This is a genomic window from Agromyces sp. Y558 (assembly GCF_059445415.1).
In genome coordinates this window covers 1,204,583-1,222,686 of sequence record NZ_JCAIUH010000001.1, presented here as the reverse complement: position 1 = coordinate 1,222,686, position 18,104 = coordinate 1,204,583, and the positions used below count along the sequence as shown (strand labels likewise).

Genomic DNA, 18,104 nt, shown 5'->3' with positions numbered 1-18,104 from the left:
GAAGCGTTTGCTCCGATTTGGAGATACGGAGATCCCGGCGACGCGGGCGATCCCGGCTGCCGGGGAGCGCGGCAATTCGAGCGATCCTGCGATCCTGCGATCCTGCGATCCGAGCGATCCGAGCGATCCGAGCGATCCGAGCGATCCGAGCGATCCTGCGATCCGCCATTCCACGATCCTGCGATCCGCCACTCCGCCACTCCGCCAATCCGCCAATCCGCCAATCCGCCAATCCGCCAATCCGCCAATCCGCCAATCCAGCAATCCGCCATTCCTGCGATCCTGCGATCCTGCGATCCTGCGATCCTGCGATCCTGCGATCCTGCGATCCTGCGATCCTGCGATCCATATTCCATGATCCTGCATTCCGAACGATCCACAGATCGAGCGATCCACAGATCCGCAGATCCAGGCGACCGGGAGGTCAACCGAATCACACGAGCCGCTCAAGCCGCTCGAGCCACGCTGCGGCAGTCGCCCCGTCGAACGGCGGCTCGCGTCGCTGCACCGCCTCCAGCACAGCGTCGGCGTCGGCTCGCACCCGCACCAGCAGTTCGGACGGGTACCCGAATTCCACCGCGTGCTCCGCGAACTCGTCTTCGTCGTCGATGAACGCTGGCTCCCCCGCACGCTCGACGACGTCGAGATCGAGATCGACGTACGACACCGTCCAGACCGTCGAGCCCGAGGCATCCGCTCGCCACTCGGAAATCGTGGCGAGGTCGACGTAGATACCGAGCCCGCGCGGATGGCCCGCGTTGAACCCGGCCGCCCAGCCGGCGCGCGGGAAGAGCGAAACCGATTCCCAGGTCGCGGTGAACGCGTCTCCAGGCCGCGCGAACCGCGTGCCCGCCGGAAAACCGACCCAGTCGCCGTGCGCGTCGGCACCGAGCCAGAGTCCGTCGAACTCCCAGTGCGGCCGGCCGTCCCACTTGGACGCGCGAACGCGAACACGCGCGGGTGCGCCGGGTGCGCCGGGTGCGCCGGGGCGGACGTCAGCTGTACTCACGCGACCACCGTATCCGCGTCCTCACGCGCCGTCGCTCGAGACGGTCGACACCCGCAGGTTTCGACAAGCTCAACCCACAGCGGCCACCCGCCTACGCTGGAACCCGTGGACTGCTCCTACTTCGACGCCGGGCGTTGCACCTCGTGCTCGCTCATGGGGCAGCCCTACGAACGGCAGCTCGCCGACAAGCAGCGGCACGCCGAAGACCTCCTGAAGACGCACGCCGAGTTCGACTGGCTGCCACCTGTCGCGAGTCGCGAGGGCGGCTACCGCAACAAGGCGAAGATGGTGATCGCAGGCACGACGGATGCCCCGACGATCGGCATCCTCGATACCGACGGCCACGGCATCGACCTCGAAGCCTGCGGCATCTGCTCCCCCGGGCATCGCGCCGCGTTCCCCGTGATCTCGGCATTCATCACGCGAGCGAGGCTCACTCCCTACGACGTGCCGACCCGCACGGGCGAGCTGAAGCACCTGATCCTCACCGAGTCGCCCGACGGTGAGCTCATGATCCGCTTCGTCGTGCGCTCGACCGAACCGGTGGGCCGCATCCGCAAGCACCTGCCGTGGCTCCTCGCCGAGCTGCCGAACGCCCGCGTCGTGACGGCGAACGTGCTGCCCGAGCACAAGGCCGTGCTCGAGGGCGACCACGAGATCGTCTTCACCGAGGCCTCCACGCTGCCGATGCGCCTGAACGACGTGACGATGCACCTGCGCCCGCAGAGCTTCTTCCAGACGAACACCGAGATCGCCGAAGCGCTCTACGTCGAGGCGCGCGACTGGGTGCGCGGGCTCGCCCCTGACTCGGCCTGGGACCTCTACTCGGGCGTCGGCGGCTTCGCGCTGCACATCGCGGATGCCGCGACATCCGTCACCGGCATCGAGACGAGTGTCGAGGCGGTCGCGAGCGCCGAGCTCAGCCGAACGGATGCCGCGCTCTCACGAGTGCGGTTCGAAGCCGGCGACGCCACGGCCTTCGCACTCGGCTCCGAGATGCCACCCGATCTCGTGATCGTGAACCCGCCCCGGCGGGGCATCGGCCGTGAGCTGAGCGGATGGCTCGAGGCATCCGATGTTCGTCATGTGCTGTATTCGAGCTGCAACGCCGCCTCGCTCGCGCGCGATCTCGAGGCGATGCCGTCGCTGCGACCGGTACGCGGTCGCGTCTTCGACATGTTCCCGCAGACGACGCACTTCGAGGTGATGGTGCTGCTCGAGCGCGCTTGAGCGGCTGTCTCGGGGCTCCTCATCGACGATGCGGTGCGACTCGTTCCGGAGCGCTCGGCCGGGCTGCAGTATCTGACGCCTTCGAGCCTCATCGACACCGGGTCGATGCCGCTGCACCCAGCGGCCGAGCGGCGCTACTTCGAGCGCTACGGGTGACGGCGCGGCGGCTGGATGTCAGCGCTTGCGCGTCTTGATGAATCCCTCGTCGGTCTTCTCGCGCTTCTGCGCTCGCTTCTCTTTCAACGAGAGTTGGGCCTGCTTCTTCGTGGCGTTCCCACGTGTGTTCTTTTCAGACATTCGAGCTCGCTTCCCTTCGTCAGCTGGCGGGCTTCCCCTGACCATAGCCCACCCCGCGACAGAAGTCATGTCCGCTCGGAGCGAACCGCGTTGCCGCTCGGAATTCGGCCATGTTCAGGTATTTTTCCGCAGCATGGGCTAAGCTGAAAGGTCATCTGAAGGAGAGTGACATGCGGAGGGTAAACCCCATCGCCGGGGCCGTCGTCGTCGCGTTCTGGCTGTTCATGATCGGCTTCGCCGCCGGTTTCGAGGGCGAAATCGCATCCGACCCGACGCTCACCCGTGAGCACCCCGACGCGGCACTCGCGGGGCTCGTCGGAGGAGCCACGACCGTCGGCGTCGTACTGCTGGTGGGCGCGTGCGTGCTGCTGGCGAGGGCCGTGCTCGGTGCGCACCGCTCGCGCACGGCGCGCACCGCGGCGCGCACCGCGGCGTAACGACCGAGCGGCTGAGCGCCGGCGCGAGAGCCGAGCCATCGAATGCAGGATGAGCGCACCGACGACCGTCGATAACGGCTGCCTTCGAGCGCTCATCCTGCGGACGGGGCAGGCGCAGTGCTATTCGAGCAGGTCGGCCGTGAGCGCGGCGAGTTCAGCCTGCCGGTCGGCCTTGTCGCGAGGCGCGCCGGGGACACCGGGCCGCCTCTGCCACGGGTGCGGACCGTCGAGCGGGCGGTACGCGACCCCGACGGCGTCGTAGATCGCGAGCTGCAGGGGCAGGCGCGCCGCGAAGTCCTCCCAGTGCTTGCCCGCACCGCTCCACGCGACCTCGGCGAACGCCGCGAGCCGCGGGAACACCATGTAGTCGAGCCGCGAGACGGTGTCCATGTGCTCGCTCCAGGCGTTGGCCTGCACGCCGAGCACATGGCGCCGCGTCGCCTCCGAAGCATCCGCCGGCAGGGGTTCGAAGTCGTACACGTCGCGGAGGCTCTGCACGGTGCCGACGGGAATCGGCTCGTCCGCGGCATCCGACTGCCGGTAGTCGAGGTAGGCGAAGTCGTCGGGGCAGAGCACGACGTCGTGACCTCGGGCCACGGCGACCTGGGCACCACGGATGCCCCGCCACGATGCGATCGTCGCGCCCGGGTCAAGCGGGCCCTCGAGCACCTCATCCCAGCCGTAGAGCCGCCGGCCGGCCGCGGTGATGTGAGCGTCGAGTCGGCGGATGAACCACGCCTGCAACTCGTTCGGCGTCGCGAGATCACGTTCGGCCATGAGCTGCCGCGTGCGCGCATCGACCGCCCACTGCGTCTTGCGCGCCTCGTCACCGCCCACCGCGATGTACCGCGACGGGAAGACCTCCATGACCTCGTCGAGCACGTTGCGAAAGAAGTCGACCGTCGATTCCTCGGTGTTCAGAACGTCGTCGTTGATGCCGTAGCGCGTCCACACCTCGTACGGCCCGGCGGTGACGCCGAGCTCCGGATACGCGGCGAGCGCTGCCCGCACGTGGCCGGGCGTCTCGATCTCGGGCACGACCTCGATATTCCGTTCAGCGGCGTACGCGACGATCTCGCGCAGATCGTCGTGCGTGTAGAAGCCGCCGACCGGGCGCCCGTCGAGCGTCGATTCGGGCCCGTGCCCCAGCTGCGACTCGGGCCGCCATGCGCCGACCTCGGTGAGCCGAGGGTAGCGGCGGATCTCTATGCGCCAGCCCTGGTCGTCGGTGAGGTGCAGTTGCAGCACGTTGATCCGGTGCAGGGCGAGCAAGTCGATGAGACGCAGTACCTCGTGCTTCGGCCGGAAGCTGCGGGCGACGTCGAGCATGAAGCCGCGCCACGCGAAGCGCGGGGCGTCGACCGTGACGGATGCCGCGGCGCGCCACTGCCGCCCCGGCAACGCCGACCGCCGGAACGCGTCGGGCCCGAGCAGCTGCCGGAACGCGAGCCCCCCGTAGAAGAGGCCCACCTCGGAGCCGCCCGTGATGCGCACGCCGCCCGGCGCGACCTCGAGCCGGAACCCCTCGCGCGGCAGCTCGGAGTCGACGTCGAGCGCGATCCCGCCCGCGACGCCCCGCTGGTCGAGGAGCGACGAAGGAGCGTCTCGAGACCCCTCATCGGGGAGCGCGTCGCCCGCCGGTCGGGTTTCGAGACGGCGCTGGGGCGCCTCCTCAACCCACGGGACGAGCGGCAGCTCGGGATCGATGTCGAGCGCGATCCCGCCCGCGACGCCCCGCTGGTCGAGGAGCGACGAAGGAGCGTCTCGAGACCCCTCATCGGGGAGCGCGTCGCCCGCCGGTCGGGTTTCGAGACGGCGCTGGGGCGCCTCCTCAACCCACCGGACGAGCGGCAGCTCGGGGTCGATGTCGAGCGCGATCGCGCCCGCGACGCCCCGCTGGTCGAGGAGCGACGAAGGAGCGTCTCGAGACCCCTCATCGGGGAGCGCGCTGGCCGCCGATCGGGTTTCGAGACGGCGCTGGCGCGCCTCCTCAACCCCCAGGACGAGCGGCAGCTCGGGGTCGATGTCGAGCGCGATCGCGCCCGCGACGCCCCGCTGGTCGAGGAGCGACGAAGGAGCGTCTCGAGACCCCTCATCGGGGAGCGCGTCGCCCGCCGGTCGGGTTTCGAGACGGCGCTGGAGCGCCCCCTCAACCCACAGGACGAGCGGCAGCGCGAAGCCCGTTGCCGCGCGAAGTTCGGCCTGCAGGCGGCGGGCGACGGATGCCGCGGCATCCGTCGCCTGGATGACCGTGCCTGCGTCGAGCCTGAACTCGCCGTCGCGTGCCTCGAACGAGACCGGCTTCGGGATCAGCCCGCTCACGCCCCGGCCGCCAGCTCGCGGGCACGGGCGAGCGCGGCATCGGTGGCGCGGTCGAACGTCTCTTTGAGCGAAGCCTCCTCGAGCACCGCGACCGCGCGCTCGGTGGTGCCCATCGGGCTCGTCACCCGGCGGCGCAGCTCGGCAGGGCCGGCATCGGATGCCGCGAGCAGCTCGCTCGCGCCGCGGAACGTGCCCTCGACCATGACTGCCGCCTGTTCGGGCGTGAAGCCCTTGTCGATCGCCGTCGCCGTGATCTGCTCGATCAAGTAGAAGACGTAGGCCGGCCCGGAGCCCGAGATCGTGGAAAGGGCGTCGATCTGTTCCTCAGGCACGACGAGCACCTCGCCGACGGTCTCGAAGAGCGACACGGCGAGCGCAAGGTCGGCGTCGCTGGAGCGAGTGCCGGCCGAGATGCCGGTGACCGCGCGGCCGACGACCGCCGGGGTGTTCGGCATCGAGCGGATCACCGCGACCGACTCGGGCAGCAGCGACTCGAACGTCGCCACGGTGACCCCGGCGGCAACGCTCACGATGACTGAGCCGGGCTCGAGCGCGTCCGCGATCTCCTCGAGGAGCGCCGGTACCATGGCGGGCTTCACAGCGACGACCACGAGCTTCGCGCCCGCGACCGCGGTGCGGTTCGCTGCGGCATCCGTCTCAGTGGCGTACGCGGTGACGCCGGCGAGGCTCGCGAGCTCGGCAGCCTTCTCCGCACTGCGGTTCGTCGCGCGGATGCCGCCGGCGACCTCGACGCCCGGTTGCAACAGGCCCGTGAGCACGGCGCGGGCCATCGACCCGGCCCCCAGGAACGCGATCGCGGGCAGTCTGACGGGGGCGTCGGCACTCATAGCGACCATCCTAGGTTCGGGGTCGGATGCTGTGCCCGGAGCGCACATTTCCGCTCCGCCGCCACTTTTAGGATTGCTCCATGAGCGCATCGGGCTCTGATCAACGCAGCCCATCTCAGCCCCTTTAGGATTGCTCCATGAGCGCATCGGGCTCTGATCAACGCAGCCCATCGCAGCCCCTTTAGGATTGCTCCATGAGCGCATCGGGCGGCAACAAAGCCATCATCGCGGCATTCCTCGCCAACACGGGAATCGCGATCACGAAGTTCATCGCCTGGTTCTTCTCGGGCTCGTCCTCGATGCTCGCCGAGGCGGTGCACTCGGTGGCCGACGCCGGCAACCAGCTGCTCCTCATCTTCGGCGGCCGTCAGGCGAAGCGTGCGGCCGACAAGGAGCATCCGTTCGGCTACGGCCGCGAGCGGTACGTCTACGCGTTCGTCGTCTCGATCATCCTGTTCTCGGTCGGCGGGCTCTTCTCGATCTACGAGGGCATCGACAAGCTGCAGCATCCGCATGCGCTCGACGTGCCGTGGCTGCCGATCCTCGTACTCTCGATCGCGATCGTGCTGGAGTCTTTCTCACTGCGCACCGCCGTGAAGGAGTCGAACCACGTGCGCGGCAAGCTGAGCTGGGTGCAGTTCGTTCGGCGCGCCAAGGCTCCCGAGCTGCCCGTCGTGCTGCTCGAAGACGTCGCTGCGCTCCTCGGCCTCGTCTTCGCGTTCATCGGCGTCGGGCTCACGATCATCACCGACAACCCGCTCTTCGATGCCATCGGCACTCTCTTCATCGGCACGCTGCTGATCGTCGTCGCCGTCGTGCTCGGCATGGAGACGAAGTCGCTCCTCGTGGGCGAGGGCGCCAACGACGACGACGTCGTGCGCATCGAGCAGGCGATCCTCGCCGGCCCAGAGGTGGAGCGCATCATCCACATGAAGACCCTTTACCTCGGCCCCGACGAGCTGCTCGTCGGCGCGAAGATCGGATTCGCCGCCGACCAGCGCCTGCTCGAGGTCGCGGCGGCGACCAACGCGATCGAGCAGCGCATCCGCGATGCCGTGCCGTCCGCTCGAGTCATCTACATCGAGCCCGACGTCTACGTCGAGCCGAACCTCGCGGCACCGCCCACCGACGCCATCGTCATCAAGGGTCTCGAGTGACGACGAGGCAGCCGCTTGTCGAGTAGCGACGCAGGAGCGTATCGAGACCCCCGGGTGGGCAGGTCTCGATACTCCCCGCCGGTCGAGTAGCGACGCAGGAGCGTACCGAGACCCGCCCGGCCGAGAGGTCTCGATACGGCGCTGGCGCGCCCACTCGACCAGCGTGAGGGCTGCCCCGCTGGCGCGCCTACTCGACCAGCGTGAGGGCCGCCCCGCTGGCGCGCCTACTCGACCGGCGTGAGGCGGGCTACGGGCGACGCAGGGGGTCGTCGAAGAAGTCGAGCAGCAGCTGCGCCGCGGCATCCGCTTCGACACCCGAGAACACCTCGACGCGGTGGTTGAGCCGCCGATCGCGAAGCACGTCGTAGAGGGAGCCCGCTGCGCCGGCCTTCTCATCCCATGCGCCGAACACGACGGTCGGGATGCGGGCCGCGAGAATCGCCCCCGCGCACATGACGCACGGCTCGAGCGTGACCACGAGCGTGCAGTCGGTCAGGCGCCAATCGCCGGTGACCTCTGCGGCTGAACGGAGCGCGAGGATCTCGGCGTGAGCGGTGGGATCGCCGAGCAATTCGCGTTCGTTGCGACGCGCAGCGATGACCTCCCCGGCGGCATTCACGACCACAGCACCTACGGGCACGTCTCGCGTGGCCGGCGCCTGCCCGGCTTCGGCGAGCGCGAGGCGCATCCACTCGTGATGGCGGCCGGACTCAATCATGTTCGCGCTCGGCCATGACCTCGGGCGCTGCATCGAGGATGCGATCTCGCGTCGACATGGGCCTCCTGTACACCTGACTTCCGGTATCGTATCATCGTGGTGAGTGAATGCTTACTCACCACTCGATCCCGCCCATCGGAGGCAACCTTGGAACCCCTCGAACTCACCCGCCTGCTCCTGCTCGTCGTGCATTTCGTCGGCCTCGCCGCGATCATCGGCGCCTACATCCTGCAGATGCCCAGGCGATCGGGCTTCGACTTCTCGCCGGTGCTGGTCGGCTCGATCGTGCAGCTCACCTCGGGCATCGCGCTGATCGCCGTCAACGAGATCGGCGGCACCGAGATCGATCGCGCGAAGGCGTTCGTGAAGCTCGGCATCGCGCTCGTCGTGCTCGTGCTGGCCATCGTCGGCGTGATTCGCGGCCGCGCGCTGAAGCGGGCGGAGCAGACGGATGCCTCGCTGCGCCCGGTGCTCTGGAGCGCTGGCATCGCCGCCATCGCCAACGTCGCCGTGGCGGTGTTCTGGCACTGACGAGGAGGCCGCGCTCAGTAGACTCGAGCCCATGCGAGTCCACGTTGCCGATCACCCGCTCATCACCCACAAGTTGACGGTGCTCCGCGACGTGAAGACCCCCTCGCCGGTCTTCCGTTCACTCGTCGAAGAGCTCATGACGCTGCTCGCCTACGAGGGCACCCGCGGCGTGCGCGTCGAGCCGGTCGACATCGTGACCCCGGTGGCACCCACGACGGGCGTGCGCATCGCCGACCCGAAGCCGCTCATCGTGCCGATCCTGCGCGCGGGTCTCGGCATGCTCGAGGGCATGGTGAAGCTCCTGCCGACGGCCGAGGTCGGCTTCCTCGGCATGGCTCGCAATGAAGAGACCTTCGAGCCGGCGACGTACGCCGAGCGACTGCCCGACGACCTCAGCGACCGCCAGTGCTTCGTGCTCGACCCGATGCTCGCCACGGGCGGCTCGCTCACGGCGGCCATCGAGTTCCTGCTGAAGCGCGGGGCGACGGATGTCACGGCGATCTGCATTCTCGCCGCACCCGAGGGCCTCGCAGCGGTCGAGCAGGCCCTGCACGGCCGTGAGGTCACGATCGTGCTCGGCGCCGTCGACGAGCGCCTCAACGAGCTGGGGTACATCGTGCCGGGTCTCGGCGACGCCGGCGATCGCCTCTACGGCACGGTATAGGCGCGGCCGGCGACTTCCGGCGCCGATGGATCTTCGATGCTCGACACACCGTGGCGGAGATCGTGCGCGGAAGATTTCTCAAACTCATCGTTCATCGCAGAATCTTGCAAACGTAGCGCCGGGTTCACTGATCCTCCCGTATGTCCCGCCGCAACGCGCACCGCGTGCGACATACACCGCGTCACGTGACGGTCATGAGTTGACACACGCTCGGCCATCGGTTTGACTCTGCTCATGACTGACACCGCACGCAACCTGACCGCCTCCGGCGCTCTCAGGACGACCGGCACGATGATGCCGGCACGTGCACCCATGTGTTGTCGAATGTGCCGCTGACCGCGACCCGACCGCCGAGTCCCGCAGCCGATCCGCATCCAGATCGACGCCGACTCCTCTGAACCCACCGTCTCTCGGGGGTTCGCCCGGCCGTACGGCCATTCGTTCCGACCCCGATTCCAGGCTCGGTCGCTGCACCCTTGACACAAGGATTCTCGTCATGTCTCTCGCACCCGCACTCGCACCCGCTTCCGTCCGCACGGTCCAGGCCCGCACGGCACCGTCACTGCCGACCGCCCCGACGATTCCGTCGCACACCCCCGCCACTCCGCTTCGCTCGGTCACCTCGGCTCCTCGCGTCGCCACTCCGGTGACGGATGCCTCGGCCGACGCGGCCCGCGCACCGCGGGTTCGAGCCGTGCCAGAGGGCACCGAGGCGCGCGGCTTCGTGCTCTACGTCGGCATCGACGAAGCCAAGGCGCTCGCCGACGGCACGACCCTGCACCGCATCGTCGAGGCGCTGCGCACGCTCACCGCCGAGGTCGCACCCTCGGCCGAGACGTACGCCGCCGTCGCACTCGCCCCCGAGGCCGCGGGCGGCCGCGACGTCGACGTCGTGCGGCTCGCCCTGCAAGACCCAGCCGCGCTCGCCAAGCAGCGGGAGGGTCAGGACACCCGCGACGACACCGACCGCCACCCCAACGGCGTCATCATCGACATCTCCCGCAAGCGCGTACTGCTCGACGGCGAGGCCGCCGGCCTCACCTACAAGGAGTTCGAGCTGCTGCAGTACCTCGTGCTGCGCGAGGGCCGCACGATCGACCGCCACGAGCTCATCGACAACCTGTGGGATGCCGACGACGAAGCGCCGAGCGAGCGCACGATCGACGTGCACGTGCGCCGCCTGCGCTCGAAGCTCGCGCACTATCAAGACATCGTGCGCACTGTGCGCGGCGTCGGGTACCGCTTCGACCGTCACGCCGACGTTTCGATCCGCCAGGCGTCGACGCCCTCGCCCGACCTGTACTGAGCCGGTCAGCCGACGCGCACGAGCATCTTCCCGACGTTCGTACCGTTCGATGAAACATCGGCCAGAGCGATGTTCGCACTCTTTGAACGCGGTTTCCTTCGTGACTGACCCGTTAGCTTCGTGACTGACCCGTTCGCACGGGCGCCTTCGAGTACGGAGCGCTGACCCGGCTCGATGATCCGGCCCTGGCGATCAGCGGCGACGAAGCGAAAGTCGACCCCGACGGCGCGCCACAAGCAGGAGCAGCACTGTCGCCACCGAGCACACCAGGACGGCGATGATGCTGGCTTCCGGTCCAAAGCTTCCCCCCGAGAGCCATGTCGGCCCGCTTGTCACGGCGGTAACTAGGGAGTCGCGCGCCTCGGAGCCGGACGTCACGGTGCCGAAGATGCCCACCGTCGCAACGTTCCAGCCGAAGTGCAGGCCGATCGCCAGCCACAGCGACCCGGTGGCGAGGTACGCAGCGCCCAACATGAGTCCGGCCTCGATCGCAATCGCAACAGCGCCCCAAAGCGAGCCGCCCGGATTGAGCATATGCACGAGTCCGAAGATGATCGCCGAGGCGCCGAGCGCCATGCCTGCGCCCCATCGACTCTGGATGAGGCGGAACACGACTCCCCGGAAGAATACTTCTTCCGAAACGGCGACCGCGCACATCGTTCCGGCGACGGCCAGCGCACCGGCGATCGACCCCCAGCCGGTGATCGTGTACGCACCGAAAAGGGCGAGGATGCCGACGGTCACCGCCGACAGTACCAACCCGCCCCCCGTCCCGATCAGCAGGTGACGGGTAGCGCCTTTCGACGCGAGATCTGTCACCTCGCGACGTTCGACGCGCCGGCCTGTCCAGAGGTACAGAGATGCCATCGCAATCGCCAGGACGGGACCGATGATGAGCGCAGCCACAGGATTGCGAAGCTCGGAGGCGATGGAGTTCGTGACGAGCATCGCCACGGCGAAGCCGACGACGACAATGGTCGTTCTGATCCAGGATCGAGTTCGGGGTTTCTCGATCCCACGCTTGGCTGATGGCTGGAGATCCTGCGTGGACTTCGTCATTCTTGCTCCTTGTCCCCTACTCGATTTCGGGGTCTGAGCATGACGATACGTCGCTCGCGAACACGGCGAATCCCACGAGGGTGGACACTTGGGATCCCTCGCTCGGGGGACCCAAGCGCCATGGAGATCAGCGATCCGCGCGGAGGGTCAGGACCAGGTAGCGAGTCCCGCTCTGTGCGCGAGTACTACAGCCTGCACTCGATCACGCACGTCGAGCTTCGTCAGGATGCGTGATACGTAGGTCTTCACCGTCTCGTGGCTGATGACGAGCTGTGCAGCGATCTCCGCGTTCGATTGTCCATCGGCGATGAGAGTCAGGACTTCGCGTTCGCGTACGGTGAGTGCTGCAAAGGTCGAACGGTCCTGCGCCGAGGGCCGCAGCCGGTCACCGTAGCGTCCGATCAACGATCGGGTCACTGCCGGCGCGATCAGGGAGTTGCCCGCGGCAACGGTTCGAATGCCCGCCGTCAGCTCAGCTGGCCTGGCGTCTTTCAGCAGGAAGCCGCTCGCGCCCGCGCGCAGGGCGTCGTAGACGAGTGAGTCCAGCGAGAACGTCGTGACCACGAGCACGCGCGCCGCGTCCGGGACCTGCGGCCCCGCTATTCGTCTCGTCGCTTCGATCCCGTCGAGAAGGGGCATACGGATGTCCATCACAACGACGTCCGGGTGCTCGCGACGGGTGACCCGTACGGCTTCTTCGCCGTCTGCCGCCTCGCCGACGACCACGAGATCGGGCTGAGCATTGATGATCGTGACGAATCCGGTGCGCAGGAGCTCGTGGTCGTCGCAGACGAGGACACGGATGGGCATGCTCGCCGGGTCCGCGCTCATATGGGAAGCCGCACGCGCACCACGAATCGATCGCCGACTGGTTCGGTCTGCAGGTCGCCACCCACGAGTTCCACGCGCTCACGCATCCCGATGATCCCCCGGCCCCCCGATATCGAAGCCGTACTCTTGCGGCTGCGGCCGGAACTGACCACTTCAACCAGGATCTCACGCTCGCCGTAGTCGATCGCCACCATTGCGGCTCCGTCACGCGCGTGCTTCATCGCATTCGTGAGGCTCTCCTGCACGACGCGAACGACCACGAGTCCTGTGGCCCCTGCCAATGGTCGAGGCTCACCACGCTCCACGAGCTGGATCAGCTGACCGGCCGAGCGGGCCCGGGCGACAAGGTCACCGACCTGCTGGTCGGCGGGCGCACGCGTGGTCTCAGCTTCCCCTTCGAGAGCCCCGAGCAGACTGCGGAGGTCGACGAGCGTCGTTCTGCCCCCGTCAGCGATGGAGGCAAGGAGGTCCAGCGTCCCCTGATCGATCTCCTGACGAAACTGTCCGGCCTCGGCCTGCACGACCATGGCCGTCACATGATGAGTGACCACGTCGTGCAGCTCGTGGGCGATGCGCGCGCGTTCGGCTGTGATCGTCTCCTGTTCAGCGCTCTGAGTACGGCTGCGACGCAAAGCGGCCTGCGATCGGAGCCACGAGCCGAAGACCCACAGCGCCGCCAGAAGCACTCCGAAGACCAGCGCGTCGAGCACGGTGAGTACGGCGTCGAGCGCGATCAGCGCCGCGACGAGAGCGACGTAACCGCCCAGGGCGAGCATCGCGGTCAGCATCCGGTGCCGCTCGACCAGTGCCCCTGCGCCCACCAGGGCAACAAGCAGACCGAGGGCAGCGAACGTCGTGGGGAATCCGAGCAATTGGTACGCCGAGAACGCCGAGACGGTCAGAGCCAAGGACCAGTGCGGCCATCGGCGCAATAGTGCGACTCCGCCTCCCTGGATCACGATGAGCGATGCGCCGAGCAGATCGAGCGGTCGATCGGGCGACCCGGCCAGCTCAAGCCCCTGCTGCGCCACACCCGGCACGAACGACAAGCCGACGAGAACGACAGCGGTCTGTACGTCCCATTTGACATGAGTCAGGAGAAAGCGAACGACCCACATCCTTGCATCGTACGCGGATGCCCGGAGGAGTCTTGGCAGCTCTCGGCGGCTGATCGCGACGAAATCGAAAAATAACAGAACGATAACTAGCGCCTGTTACCGATCCGTTATATATTCGGAAGTGCGCCGACTGTTTGCTGTGGCAGGCGGCGTGGAATGTGATTGCAGGACACTCTTGGTGCAAGGGTGAGGGCCGGTCGTCAGCCTCTACGACCGGCCCTCAACCGCGCCACGGCCACAACAGCCGAGGGACTGCACCCCGAACCGTCAGCCTCTACGACCGGCCCTCAACCGCGCCACGGCCACAACAGCCGAGGGACGGCGCCCCGAACCGTCAGCCGCTACGACCGGCCCTCAACCGTTTCCTCCTGCGGTTCCCTATTGTGGGATGAACCCACAAACCTGAAGGGAACGGGCATGGCAGATCGCGCGATCACCGTCGCCGCATGGGAGTCGCTGTTCCGTGCGCAAGTCACGATCATGCGTGCACTCGCGGCCGACTTCCCGAGCGAGATCATCTCGCTCAACGAATACGACGTGCTGTTCAACATCACGCGCGCACCCGGTCGTCGGCTGCGACTGAAGAACTTGAACAGCAACGTGCTCATCACGCAGCCGAGCGTGAGCCGGCTCGTCGACCGGCTCGCGTCACGCGGACTCGTGGCGAAACTCCACGACCCGAGCGACGGCCGCGGCACGATCGTCACCATCACCGAGGAAGGATTCGCCCTCTTCCGCCGGGTCGCGATCGCGCACATGGAGTCGATCAATCGGCTGTTCGGCGAGACCCTCACGGAAACCGAACTGCACGTGCTCACCGAGCTCTGCAACCGGCTCCGCATCGAAATCGACCAGGAGCAGCCCGCCGAAGCCGTGGGATGACAACCTGGCGTCACGGCCGAGCCGGCTGGCGTCGCAGCTCGACTGTTGAGTCACAGGATGACGGCTGAGCCACAGGTTGACGGCGGGGCGGGAACCCTACCTCCCGCCCCACCGCGGTCTCCTAGGGAGACCCTCCCACCGAGCGACCCGAACCAGGCCCGGCGAGATTCTCCCCGGGCGATCGGGCAGTCGCTCGATCACGCGACTCGCCGGTGCAGCGCGAGAAGGTCGGTCGGGTCCGACTCGGGTCTGCTCGAATCGTAGCCGCCCGAAGAGAGCACGGATACTGCCCCGATTGGGGGGGATCGATGCCGCGTCGCAGCCGCGTCAGGGCCAGATCAGGGCCAGATCAGGGCCAATCGACTGATGCCTCGTAGCCGTCGTGTCGTCGAAGGTACGCGGCGATGAATGGACACTCGGGCACGATGCGCTCACCCCGCTCGATTGCGTCGTCGAGCGCGAACCTCGCGAGCTTGCTGCCGAGGCCGCGCCCCTCGAACTCGGGCAGCACCACGGTGTGGGTGAAGACGATCGCCCCGTCTTGGAGTCGGTACTGCGCGAACCCGGCCCGTTCCCCGCCGAACGTGAGCTCGTACCGGTGGCGGTCATCGTTGCGGACGATTTCGATGATGTCGGTAGCCATGGCGCGACTCTACTCGACCCGCCCGGCCGGTCTGGCCGGTCTGGCCGGTCCACCAGTCCGACATGTATGACCGCTTCGACCGCTCCGATGGTTGCGCCTGCTTCGCCGCAACCCACGACGCCGACGCGCAGGGGCCGTCGGCGGCCGCAGTTGTCGCCCGGGCGACGGCCGGGGAGACCGCGACGCGCGGCGAGGGCGATGACCGTCGCCCCATCTGATCCGCAACGGCGCGGAAGCCCGCCGCGGCGTGCTCGAGACCCGAAGCGCCGACTGGCGTCCGGCGCGAGGAACGGAGCCCGGTCGAGAGCGCCCGCCCGGCCACCCGGATCGCGGGTGACGGTGACGGATGCCTCGGGCGGGAGCCGCGCCATCCGCTGATCGCTGACCTCGCTCGTGCACGGTCGTGGTCGCAACGACGAGCGCGATGAGCCACGCGAACACGAGTGTGAAGGCCACGAGCTCGAAGACGGTGAGGTTGAAGATGCCGAGCTGGTCGTACGCCACCATCGCGGCGGCTTCGATCGCGAGCGAGACGTAGGAGAAGCACACGAACACCGGCGGCATGCGCGACGCGAAGATCTGCACCCCGACGCACAGCACCGCGAATGAGGCGGCGGCCCCGAGTGCGAGGGCGTTGTGCAGATCGGTGGCACCGTTGATCGGCACCAGGCCGACGCCCATGAGCCCCACTCCGACGAGCGCGATGAGCGTCTGCATCACGACGCGAGCACCCGCCCGCAGACCGAACGGGCCGTGCGCGAGCGCGCGGGTGAGCGAAGCCGACAGCCCCGCCATGCCGAGCCCCGACACGATGATGGCCACGTTGAAGCAGGCGGCCGCGAGGTCGTTCGACGTGCCGAGGGTGCTGAAATTGCGCGTCCACCAATCGCCCGTCGGCGTGATGCTCATGCTCGCGAGGCTTCCGGCGGCGAGCAGCATGGCGACGAGGTTGAAGGTGCGGTACGCCTCGTGCTCGATGGCATGGCGGTGCAGATGGAACGTCCCGACGCCGAAGACGACGCCGAGCACCACTCCGGCCAGCCGGTGGCCACCGGGAAGCCCGTCGAACGCCGCGGCGGTGAAGTGCACGCCGAGCAGGGCGATCGCCGCCCAGGTGAGCCCGTTGGAGAGCGAACGACTCTGCGGCGTCAATGCAGGCATGCCCAGGTGAGCGATGCCCGCAAGCCCTGCGCGCGAGGCCGAAGCGACGACCAGCGCCGCGCCGACGACGGCTCCCCCGGCGAGCGCAGGCATCATCCAGAGCATGTCGACCGCGTGCTCGGTGTTCGTCGGCGAGAACTGCGGGTCGAGCGCCCGGTACAGCACGATCGACACGGCCATCGCGATGAGCAGGGCGTAGACGCGCCGCGTGAGCGATGCGACGCGACGCGAACGCAGGCTTCTGAGCCGAACGTGCCCCTCACGGTCGGCGGAGCCGGGATTCATCGTGCGCTGGCGCTTCAGCATCACCCGGTAGAACGAAGCCGAGTCGAACTCGACGCGCACACCCCTCATATCCGAACTCTCGATTACGGGACCCAGATGTGCCGAGCCTAACCGCCGCGCCGCGACGCCGTCACCCGATCGACGAGCCGCACACGCCGATACTCAGCGAATTCCCAGTAAACGGCAGCGTTTCGCTGAGGGCATCCATAGCTCGGAGACACGAGGGGAAACAAGAACGGCCCGCTTTCGCGAGCCGTTCTCTTACTGTCTCAACCAGTGTGCGCCCGGAGGGATTCGAACCCCCAACCTTCTGATCCGTAGTCAGATCTGGGGTGTCCGCGGTCGTCCGTCGAGTGACCTCGTCCCAGTCGATTCGGGCGGCGCGACTTCGACGGACTCCCCCGAACGCCCGTGCGTTGCTGTCACGGTTGCTGTCGCGGTGACCCCAGGTGCGACGGTGGTGCCCGCATGACTCCTGCGCGTGGAGACCCAGCGGGCCTGTCGGAGTGGGACCAACTAGTCGGACCGTTCCTTAGTACAAGCGCCGTGCGGGCATGGGGAAAGTACCCGTCTTTGGAGACAGTCCGACGTGCAGCGCAGCGCGGCGAACTCCTCTCACTCAAGATCAGCGGGCGGCTGTTCTTTCCTCGATTTCAGTTCTCTGATGACGGTCATCCGTCGCCGCACATGGCCGAGCTCACGCGTGTACTGCAGGAAGAGATGAAGAACGCGTGGACCCGAGCGCTCTGGCTGAACACGCCACTGGAGGAGTGGGGCGGACTCACCGCTGCGCAAATGCTGAGAGGCTCGCCCGATGAAATCGCGGCCGTGATGAGGATGGCGGAGATCGATGTCGCAAGCCGGCGCAACTAAAACAGATAGGAAGATCCAATGCTCATCAACGGAATGCACGCCTACGGCGACATGATCGGCATCTCAATTGAGAGCCTTCAACGCCGACCGGATCACGAGAACATCGCAAAGTGGTCACCACATCGTGTGTACATCATCCAGATCACGGATGAAGACCTGTACAAAGCGGGAGTGACGCGGTCTACTACAGGGCGCCTGTCCCGCCTAGCGACACGATCGAGGCCGATCGTCGAAGTGATCGACGTCGCGAACCGCCCGGTCGCACAGTTGATCGAAGCGACGGTTCTCGTACTTCGCGGAACGAAGCGGCGACGGTCCGAGACGATCCGGCACATGCGGGGAACGTCGGAGTGCTGGCGAGAAGACAAGGTCGTGCCTTCGCTGGCGGCGCTTGAAAGTCAGCTCTTCGAATTCTGGGAGCAACCGGACAACTGGACCTACTCAGTCGCACCTCCCAATCCAGAAGGTCGAGCGAGCGGCGGTGCTTAGCGAACTCTCGGTAGGCAACGAATCGGCTGGCGATCTGCTGGCCGATTCGTCGTATATCGATCTATCAGCCCGTATATGAAAATTGATAGATCCTTATACGCCGGTCGATGCGTCGAGCCGACGGGTGAGGAGCGCCCGGACCGCAGCGAAGCGAGGACCGGACGCACCGCAACCCGTCGGGCCCGGCGGGTGGTTTTGGGCGGGGGGTGGATGGGGGAAGAAAAGTTTCCCCAGGGGTACCAAG

Annotated in this window: 20 protein-coding genes and 1 tRNA gene; 10 read left to right on the top strand and 11 right to left on the bottom strand. The window is 67.5% G+C overall.

Going from position 1 to position 18,104, the window contains the following annotated elements:
• Positions 1 to 433: 433 nt before the first annotated feature.
• Positions 434 to 1,009: a DUF402 domain-containing protein gene (locus AC1C2T_RS05735; RefSeq protein WP_495384563.1), complete on the bottom strand. Its 576-nt coding sequence runs from the start codon at positions 1,007 to 1,009 to the stop codon at positions 434 to 436.
• Between the two features lie 105 nt (positions 1,010 to 1,114).
• Here AC1C2T_RS05735 and rlmC point away from each other — a divergent pair, with 105 nt between their 5' ends.
• Positions 1,115 to 2,239, top strand: coding sequence for a 23S rRNA (uracil(747)-C(5))-methyltransferase RlmC (rlmC, locus tag AC1C2T_RS05730; RefSeq protein WP_495384562.1), 1,125 nt, complete (start codon positions 1,115 to 1,117; stop codon positions 2,237 to 2,239).
• Between the two features lie 33 nt (positions 2,240 to 2,272).
• Positions 2,273 to 2,395 carry a hypothetical protein gene (locus AC1C2T_RS05725; protein WP_495384561.1) on the top strand — a complete coding sequence of 41 codons (123 nt, stop codon included), beginning with the start codon at positions 2,273 to 2,275 and terminating at the stop codon, positions 2,393 to 2,395.
• Positions 2,396 to 2,413: 18 nt separating this feature from the next.
• Here the strand turns inward: AC1C2T_RS05725 and AC1C2T_RS05720 are convergent, their stop codons facing one another.
• On the bottom strand, positions 2,414 to 2,536 hold the full coding sequence (locus AC1C2T_RS05720; RefSeq protein WP_495361219.1) for a hypothetical protein: 123 nt from the start codon (positions 2,534 to 2,536) through the stop codon (positions 2,414 to 2,416).
• 170 nt (positions 2,537 to 2,706) lie between these two features.
• Here AC1C2T_RS05720 and AC1C2T_RS05715 point away from each other — a divergent pair, with 170 nt between their 5' ends.
• On the top strand, positions 2,707 to 2,973 hold the full coding sequence (locus AC1C2T_RS05715; protein ID WP_495361220.1) for a hypothetical protein: 267 nt from the start codon (positions 2,707 to 2,709) through the stop codon (positions 2,971 to 2,973).
• A gap of 120 nt (positions 2,974 to 3,093) precedes the next feature.
• Here the strand turns inward: AC1C2T_RS05715 and AC1C2T_RS05710 are convergent, their stop codons facing one another.
• Together AC1C2T_RS05710 and proC are read right to left on the bottom strand one after the other, a co-directional pair.
• The gene (locus AC1C2T_RS05710; protein WP_495384560.1) at positions 3,094 to 5,295 is read right to left on the bottom strand and encodes a family 20 glycosylhydrolase; all 2,202 of its coding nucleotides are present in this window, start codon (positions 5,293 to 5,295) and stop codon (positions 3,094 to 3,096) included.
• On the bottom strand, positions 5,292 to 6,143 hold the full coding sequence (gene proC / locus AC1C2T_RS05705) for a pyrroline-5-carboxylate reductase (RefSeq protein ID WP_495384559.1): 852 nt from the start codon (positions 6,141 to 6,143) through the stop codon (positions 5,292 to 5,294). Before proC ends, AC1C2T_RS05710 begins: the two co-directional genes overlap by 4 nt.
• Before the next feature lie 194 nt (positions 6,144 to 6,337).
• Between proC and AC1C2T_RS05700 the strand changes: the two genes are divergently transcribed.
• Positions 6,338 to 7,300, top strand: a complete 963-nt coding sequence (locus tag AC1C2T_RS05700) for a cation diffusion facilitator family transporter (RefSeq protein ID WP_495384558.1) — start codon at positions 6,338 to 6,340, stop codon at positions 7,298 to 7,300.
• A gap of 247 nt (positions 7,301 to 7,547) precedes the next feature.
• Here the strand turns inward: AC1C2T_RS05700 and tadA are convergent, their stop codons facing one another.
• Positions 7,548 to 8,018 carry a tRNA adenosine(34) deaminase TadA gene (gene tadA, locus AC1C2T_RS05695; protein WP_495384557.1) on the bottom strand — a complete coding sequence of 157 codons (471 nt, stop codon included), beginning with the start codon at positions 8,016 to 8,018 and terminating at the stop codon, positions 7,548 to 7,550.
• Between the two features lie 147 nt (positions 8,019 to 8,165).
• Here tadA and AC1C2T_RS05690 point away from each other — a divergent pair, with 147 nt between their 5' ends.
• The 3 genes from AC1C2T_RS05690 to AC1C2T_RS05680 all read left to right on the top strand — a co-directional run bounded on the left by AC1C2T_RS05690 (position 8,166) and on the right by AC1C2T_RS05680 (position 10,519).
• Positions 8,166 to 8,549, top strand: coding sequence for a hypothetical protein (locus AC1C2T_RS05690; protein WP_495384556.1), 384 nt, complete (start codon positions 8,166 to 8,168; stop codon positions 8,547 to 8,549).
• A gap of 31 nt (positions 8,550 to 8,580) precedes the next feature.
• On the top strand, positions 8,581 to 9,213 hold the full coding sequence (gene upp / locus AC1C2T_RS05685) for a uracil phosphoribosyltransferase (protein ID WP_495384555.1): 633 nt from the start codon (positions 8,581 to 8,583) through the stop codon (positions 9,211 to 9,213).
• Between the two features lie 496 nt (positions 9,214 to 9,709).
• Complete coding sequence (locus AC1C2T_RS05680; protein ID WP_495361227.1) at positions 9,710 to 10,519, top strand: winged helix-turn-helix domain-containing protein; 810 nt, start codon at positions 9,710 to 9,712, stop codon at positions 10,517 to 10,519.
• A 192-nt stretch (positions 10,520 to 10,711) separates the two neighbouring features.
• Here the strand turns inward: AC1C2T_RS05680 and AC1C2T_RS05675 are convergent, their stop codons facing one another.
• The 3 genes from AC1C2T_RS05675 to AC1C2T_RS05665 all read right to left on the bottom strand — a co-directional run bounded on the left by AC1C2T_RS05675 (position 10,712) and on the right by AC1C2T_RS05665 (position 13,527).
• Complete coding sequence (locus AC1C2T_RS05675) at positions 10,712 to 11,467, bottom strand: CPBP family intramembrane glutamic endopeptidase (RefSeq protein WP_495385397.1); 756 nt, start codon at positions 11,465 to 11,467, stop codon at positions 10,712 to 10,714.
• A 258-nt stretch (positions 11,468 to 11,725) separates the two neighbouring features.
• Positions 11,726 to 12,388, bottom strand: coding sequence for a response regulator (locus tag AC1C2T_RS05670; RefSeq protein WP_495361229.1), 663 nt, complete (start codon positions 12,386 to 12,388; stop codon positions 11,726 to 11,728).
• A gap of 17 nt (positions 12,389 to 12,405) precedes the next feature.
• The gene (locus AC1C2T_RS05665) at positions 12,406 to 13,527 is read right to left on the bottom strand and encodes a sensor histidine kinase (RefSeq protein ID WP_495384554.1); all 1,122 of its coding nucleotides are present in this window, start codon (positions 13,525 to 13,527) and stop codon (positions 12,406 to 12,408) included.
• A 417-nt stretch (positions 13,528 to 13,944) separates the two neighbouring features.
• On the opposite strand from AC1C2T_RS05665, the gene AC1C2T_RS05660 reads away from it, so the two are divergent.
• A complete protein-coding gene (locus tag AC1C2T_RS05660) occupies positions 13,945 to 14,409 on the top strand; it encodes a MarR family winged helix-turn-helix transcriptional regulator (RefSeq protein WP_495361231.1) in 465 nt (154 codons plus the stop codon).
• 349 nt (positions 14,410 to 14,758) lie between these two features.
• Here AC1C2T_RS05660 and AC1C2T_RS05655 read toward each other — a convergent pair whose 3' ends face one another.
• The 3 genes from AC1C2T_RS05655 to AC1C2T_RS05645 form a co-directional block, all read right to left on the bottom strand.
• On the bottom strand, positions 14,759 to 15,052 hold the full coding sequence (locus AC1C2T_RS05655; RefSeq protein WP_495384553.1) for a GNAT family N-acetyltransferase: 294 nt from the start codon (positions 15,050 to 15,052) through the stop codon (positions 14,759 to 14,761).
• A 9-nt stretch (positions 15,053 to 15,061) separates the two neighbouring features.
• A complete protein-coding gene (locus AC1C2T_RS05650; RefSeq protein WP_495384552.1) occupies positions 15,062 to 16,567 on the bottom strand; it encodes a hypothetical protein in 1,506 nt (501 codons plus the stop codon).
• Positions 16,568 to 16,777: 210 nt separating this feature from the next.
• Positions 16,778 to 16,880 (bottom strand) — tRNA-OTHER (locus tag AC1C2T_RS05645).
• A gap of 164 nt (positions 16,881 to 17,044) precedes the next feature.
• On the opposite strand from AC1C2T_RS05645, the gene AC1C2T_RS05640 reads away from it, so the two are divergent.
• Together AC1C2T_RS05640 and AC1C2T_RS05635 are read left to right on the top strand one after the other, a co-directional pair.
• On the top strand, positions 17,045 to 17,371 hold the full coding sequence (locus tag AC1C2T_RS05640) for a hypothetical protein (RefSeq protein WP_495384551.1): 327 nt from the start codon (positions 17,045 to 17,047) through the stop codon (positions 17,369 to 17,371).
• A gap of 18 nt (positions 17,372 to 17,389) precedes the next feature.
• Positions 17,390 to 17,860 carry a hypothetical protein gene (locus AC1C2T_RS05635; protein ID WP_495384550.1) on the top strand — a complete coding sequence of 157 codons (471 nt, stop codon included), beginning with the start codon at positions 17,390 to 17,392 and terminating at the stop codon, positions 17,858 to 17,860.
• Positions 17,861 to 18,104: the final 244 nt, after the last annotated feature.

Bases quoted from the DNA above. Each gene is read 5' to 3' on its own strand.
- upp (WP_495384555.1), top strand. From the start codon at position 8,581: ATGCGAGTCCACGTTGCCGATCACCCGCTCATCACCCACAAGTTGACG.
- AC1C2T_RS05670 (WP_495361229.1), bottom strand. From the start codon at position 12,388: ATGCCCATCCGTGTCCTCGTCTGCGACGACCACGAGCTCCTGCGCACC.
- AC1C2T_RS05655 (WP_495384553.1), bottom strand. From the start codon at position 15,052: ATGGCTACCGACATCATCGAAATCGTCCGCAACGATGACCGCCACCGG.
- AC1C2T_RS05675 (WP_495385397.1), bottom strand. From the start codon at position 11,467: ATGCTCGTCACGAACTCCATCGCCTCCGAGCTTCGCAATCCTGTGGCT.
- AC1C2T_RS05660 (WP_495361231.1), top strand. From the start codon at position 13,945: ATGGCAGATCGCGCGATCACCGTCGCCGCATGGGAGTCGCTGTTCCGT.
- AC1C2T_RS05700 (WP_495384558.1), top strand. From the start codon at position 6,338: ATGAGCGCATCGGGCGGCAACAAAGCCATCATCGCGGCATTCCTCGCC.
- tadA (WP_495384557.1), bottom strand. From the start codon at position 8,018: ATGATTGAGTCCGGCCGCCATCACGAGTGGATGCGCCTCGCGCTCGCC.
- AC1C2T_RS05650 (WP_495384552.1), bottom strand. From the start codon at position 16,567: ATGAGGGGTGTGCGCGTCGAGTTCGACTCGGCTTCGTTCTACCGGGTG.
- AC1C2T_RS05665 (WP_495384554.1), bottom strand. From the start codon at position 13,527: ATGTGGGTCGTTCGCTTTCTCCTGACTCATGTCAAATGGGACGTACAG.
- AC1C2T_RS05635 (WP_495384550.1), top strand. From the start codon at position 17,390: ATGCTCATCAACGGAATGCACGCCTACGGCGACATGATCGGCATCTCA.
- AC1C2T_RS05715 (WP_495361220.1), top strand. From the start codon at position 2,707: ATGCGGAGGGTAAACCCCATCGCCGGGGCCGTCGTCGTCGCGTTCTGG.
- AC1C2T_RS05680 (WP_495361227.1), top strand. From the start codon at position 9,710: ATGTCTCTCGCACCCGCACTCGCACCCGCTTCCGTCCGCACGGTCCAG.
- AC1C2T_RS05720 (WP_495361219.1), bottom strand. From the start codon at position 2,536: ATGTCTGAAAAGAACACACGTGGGAACGCCACGAAGAAGCAGGCCCAA.
- proC (WP_495384559.1), bottom strand. From the start codon at position 6,143: ATGAGTGCCGACGCCCCCGTCAGACTGCCCGCGATCGCGTTCCTGGGG.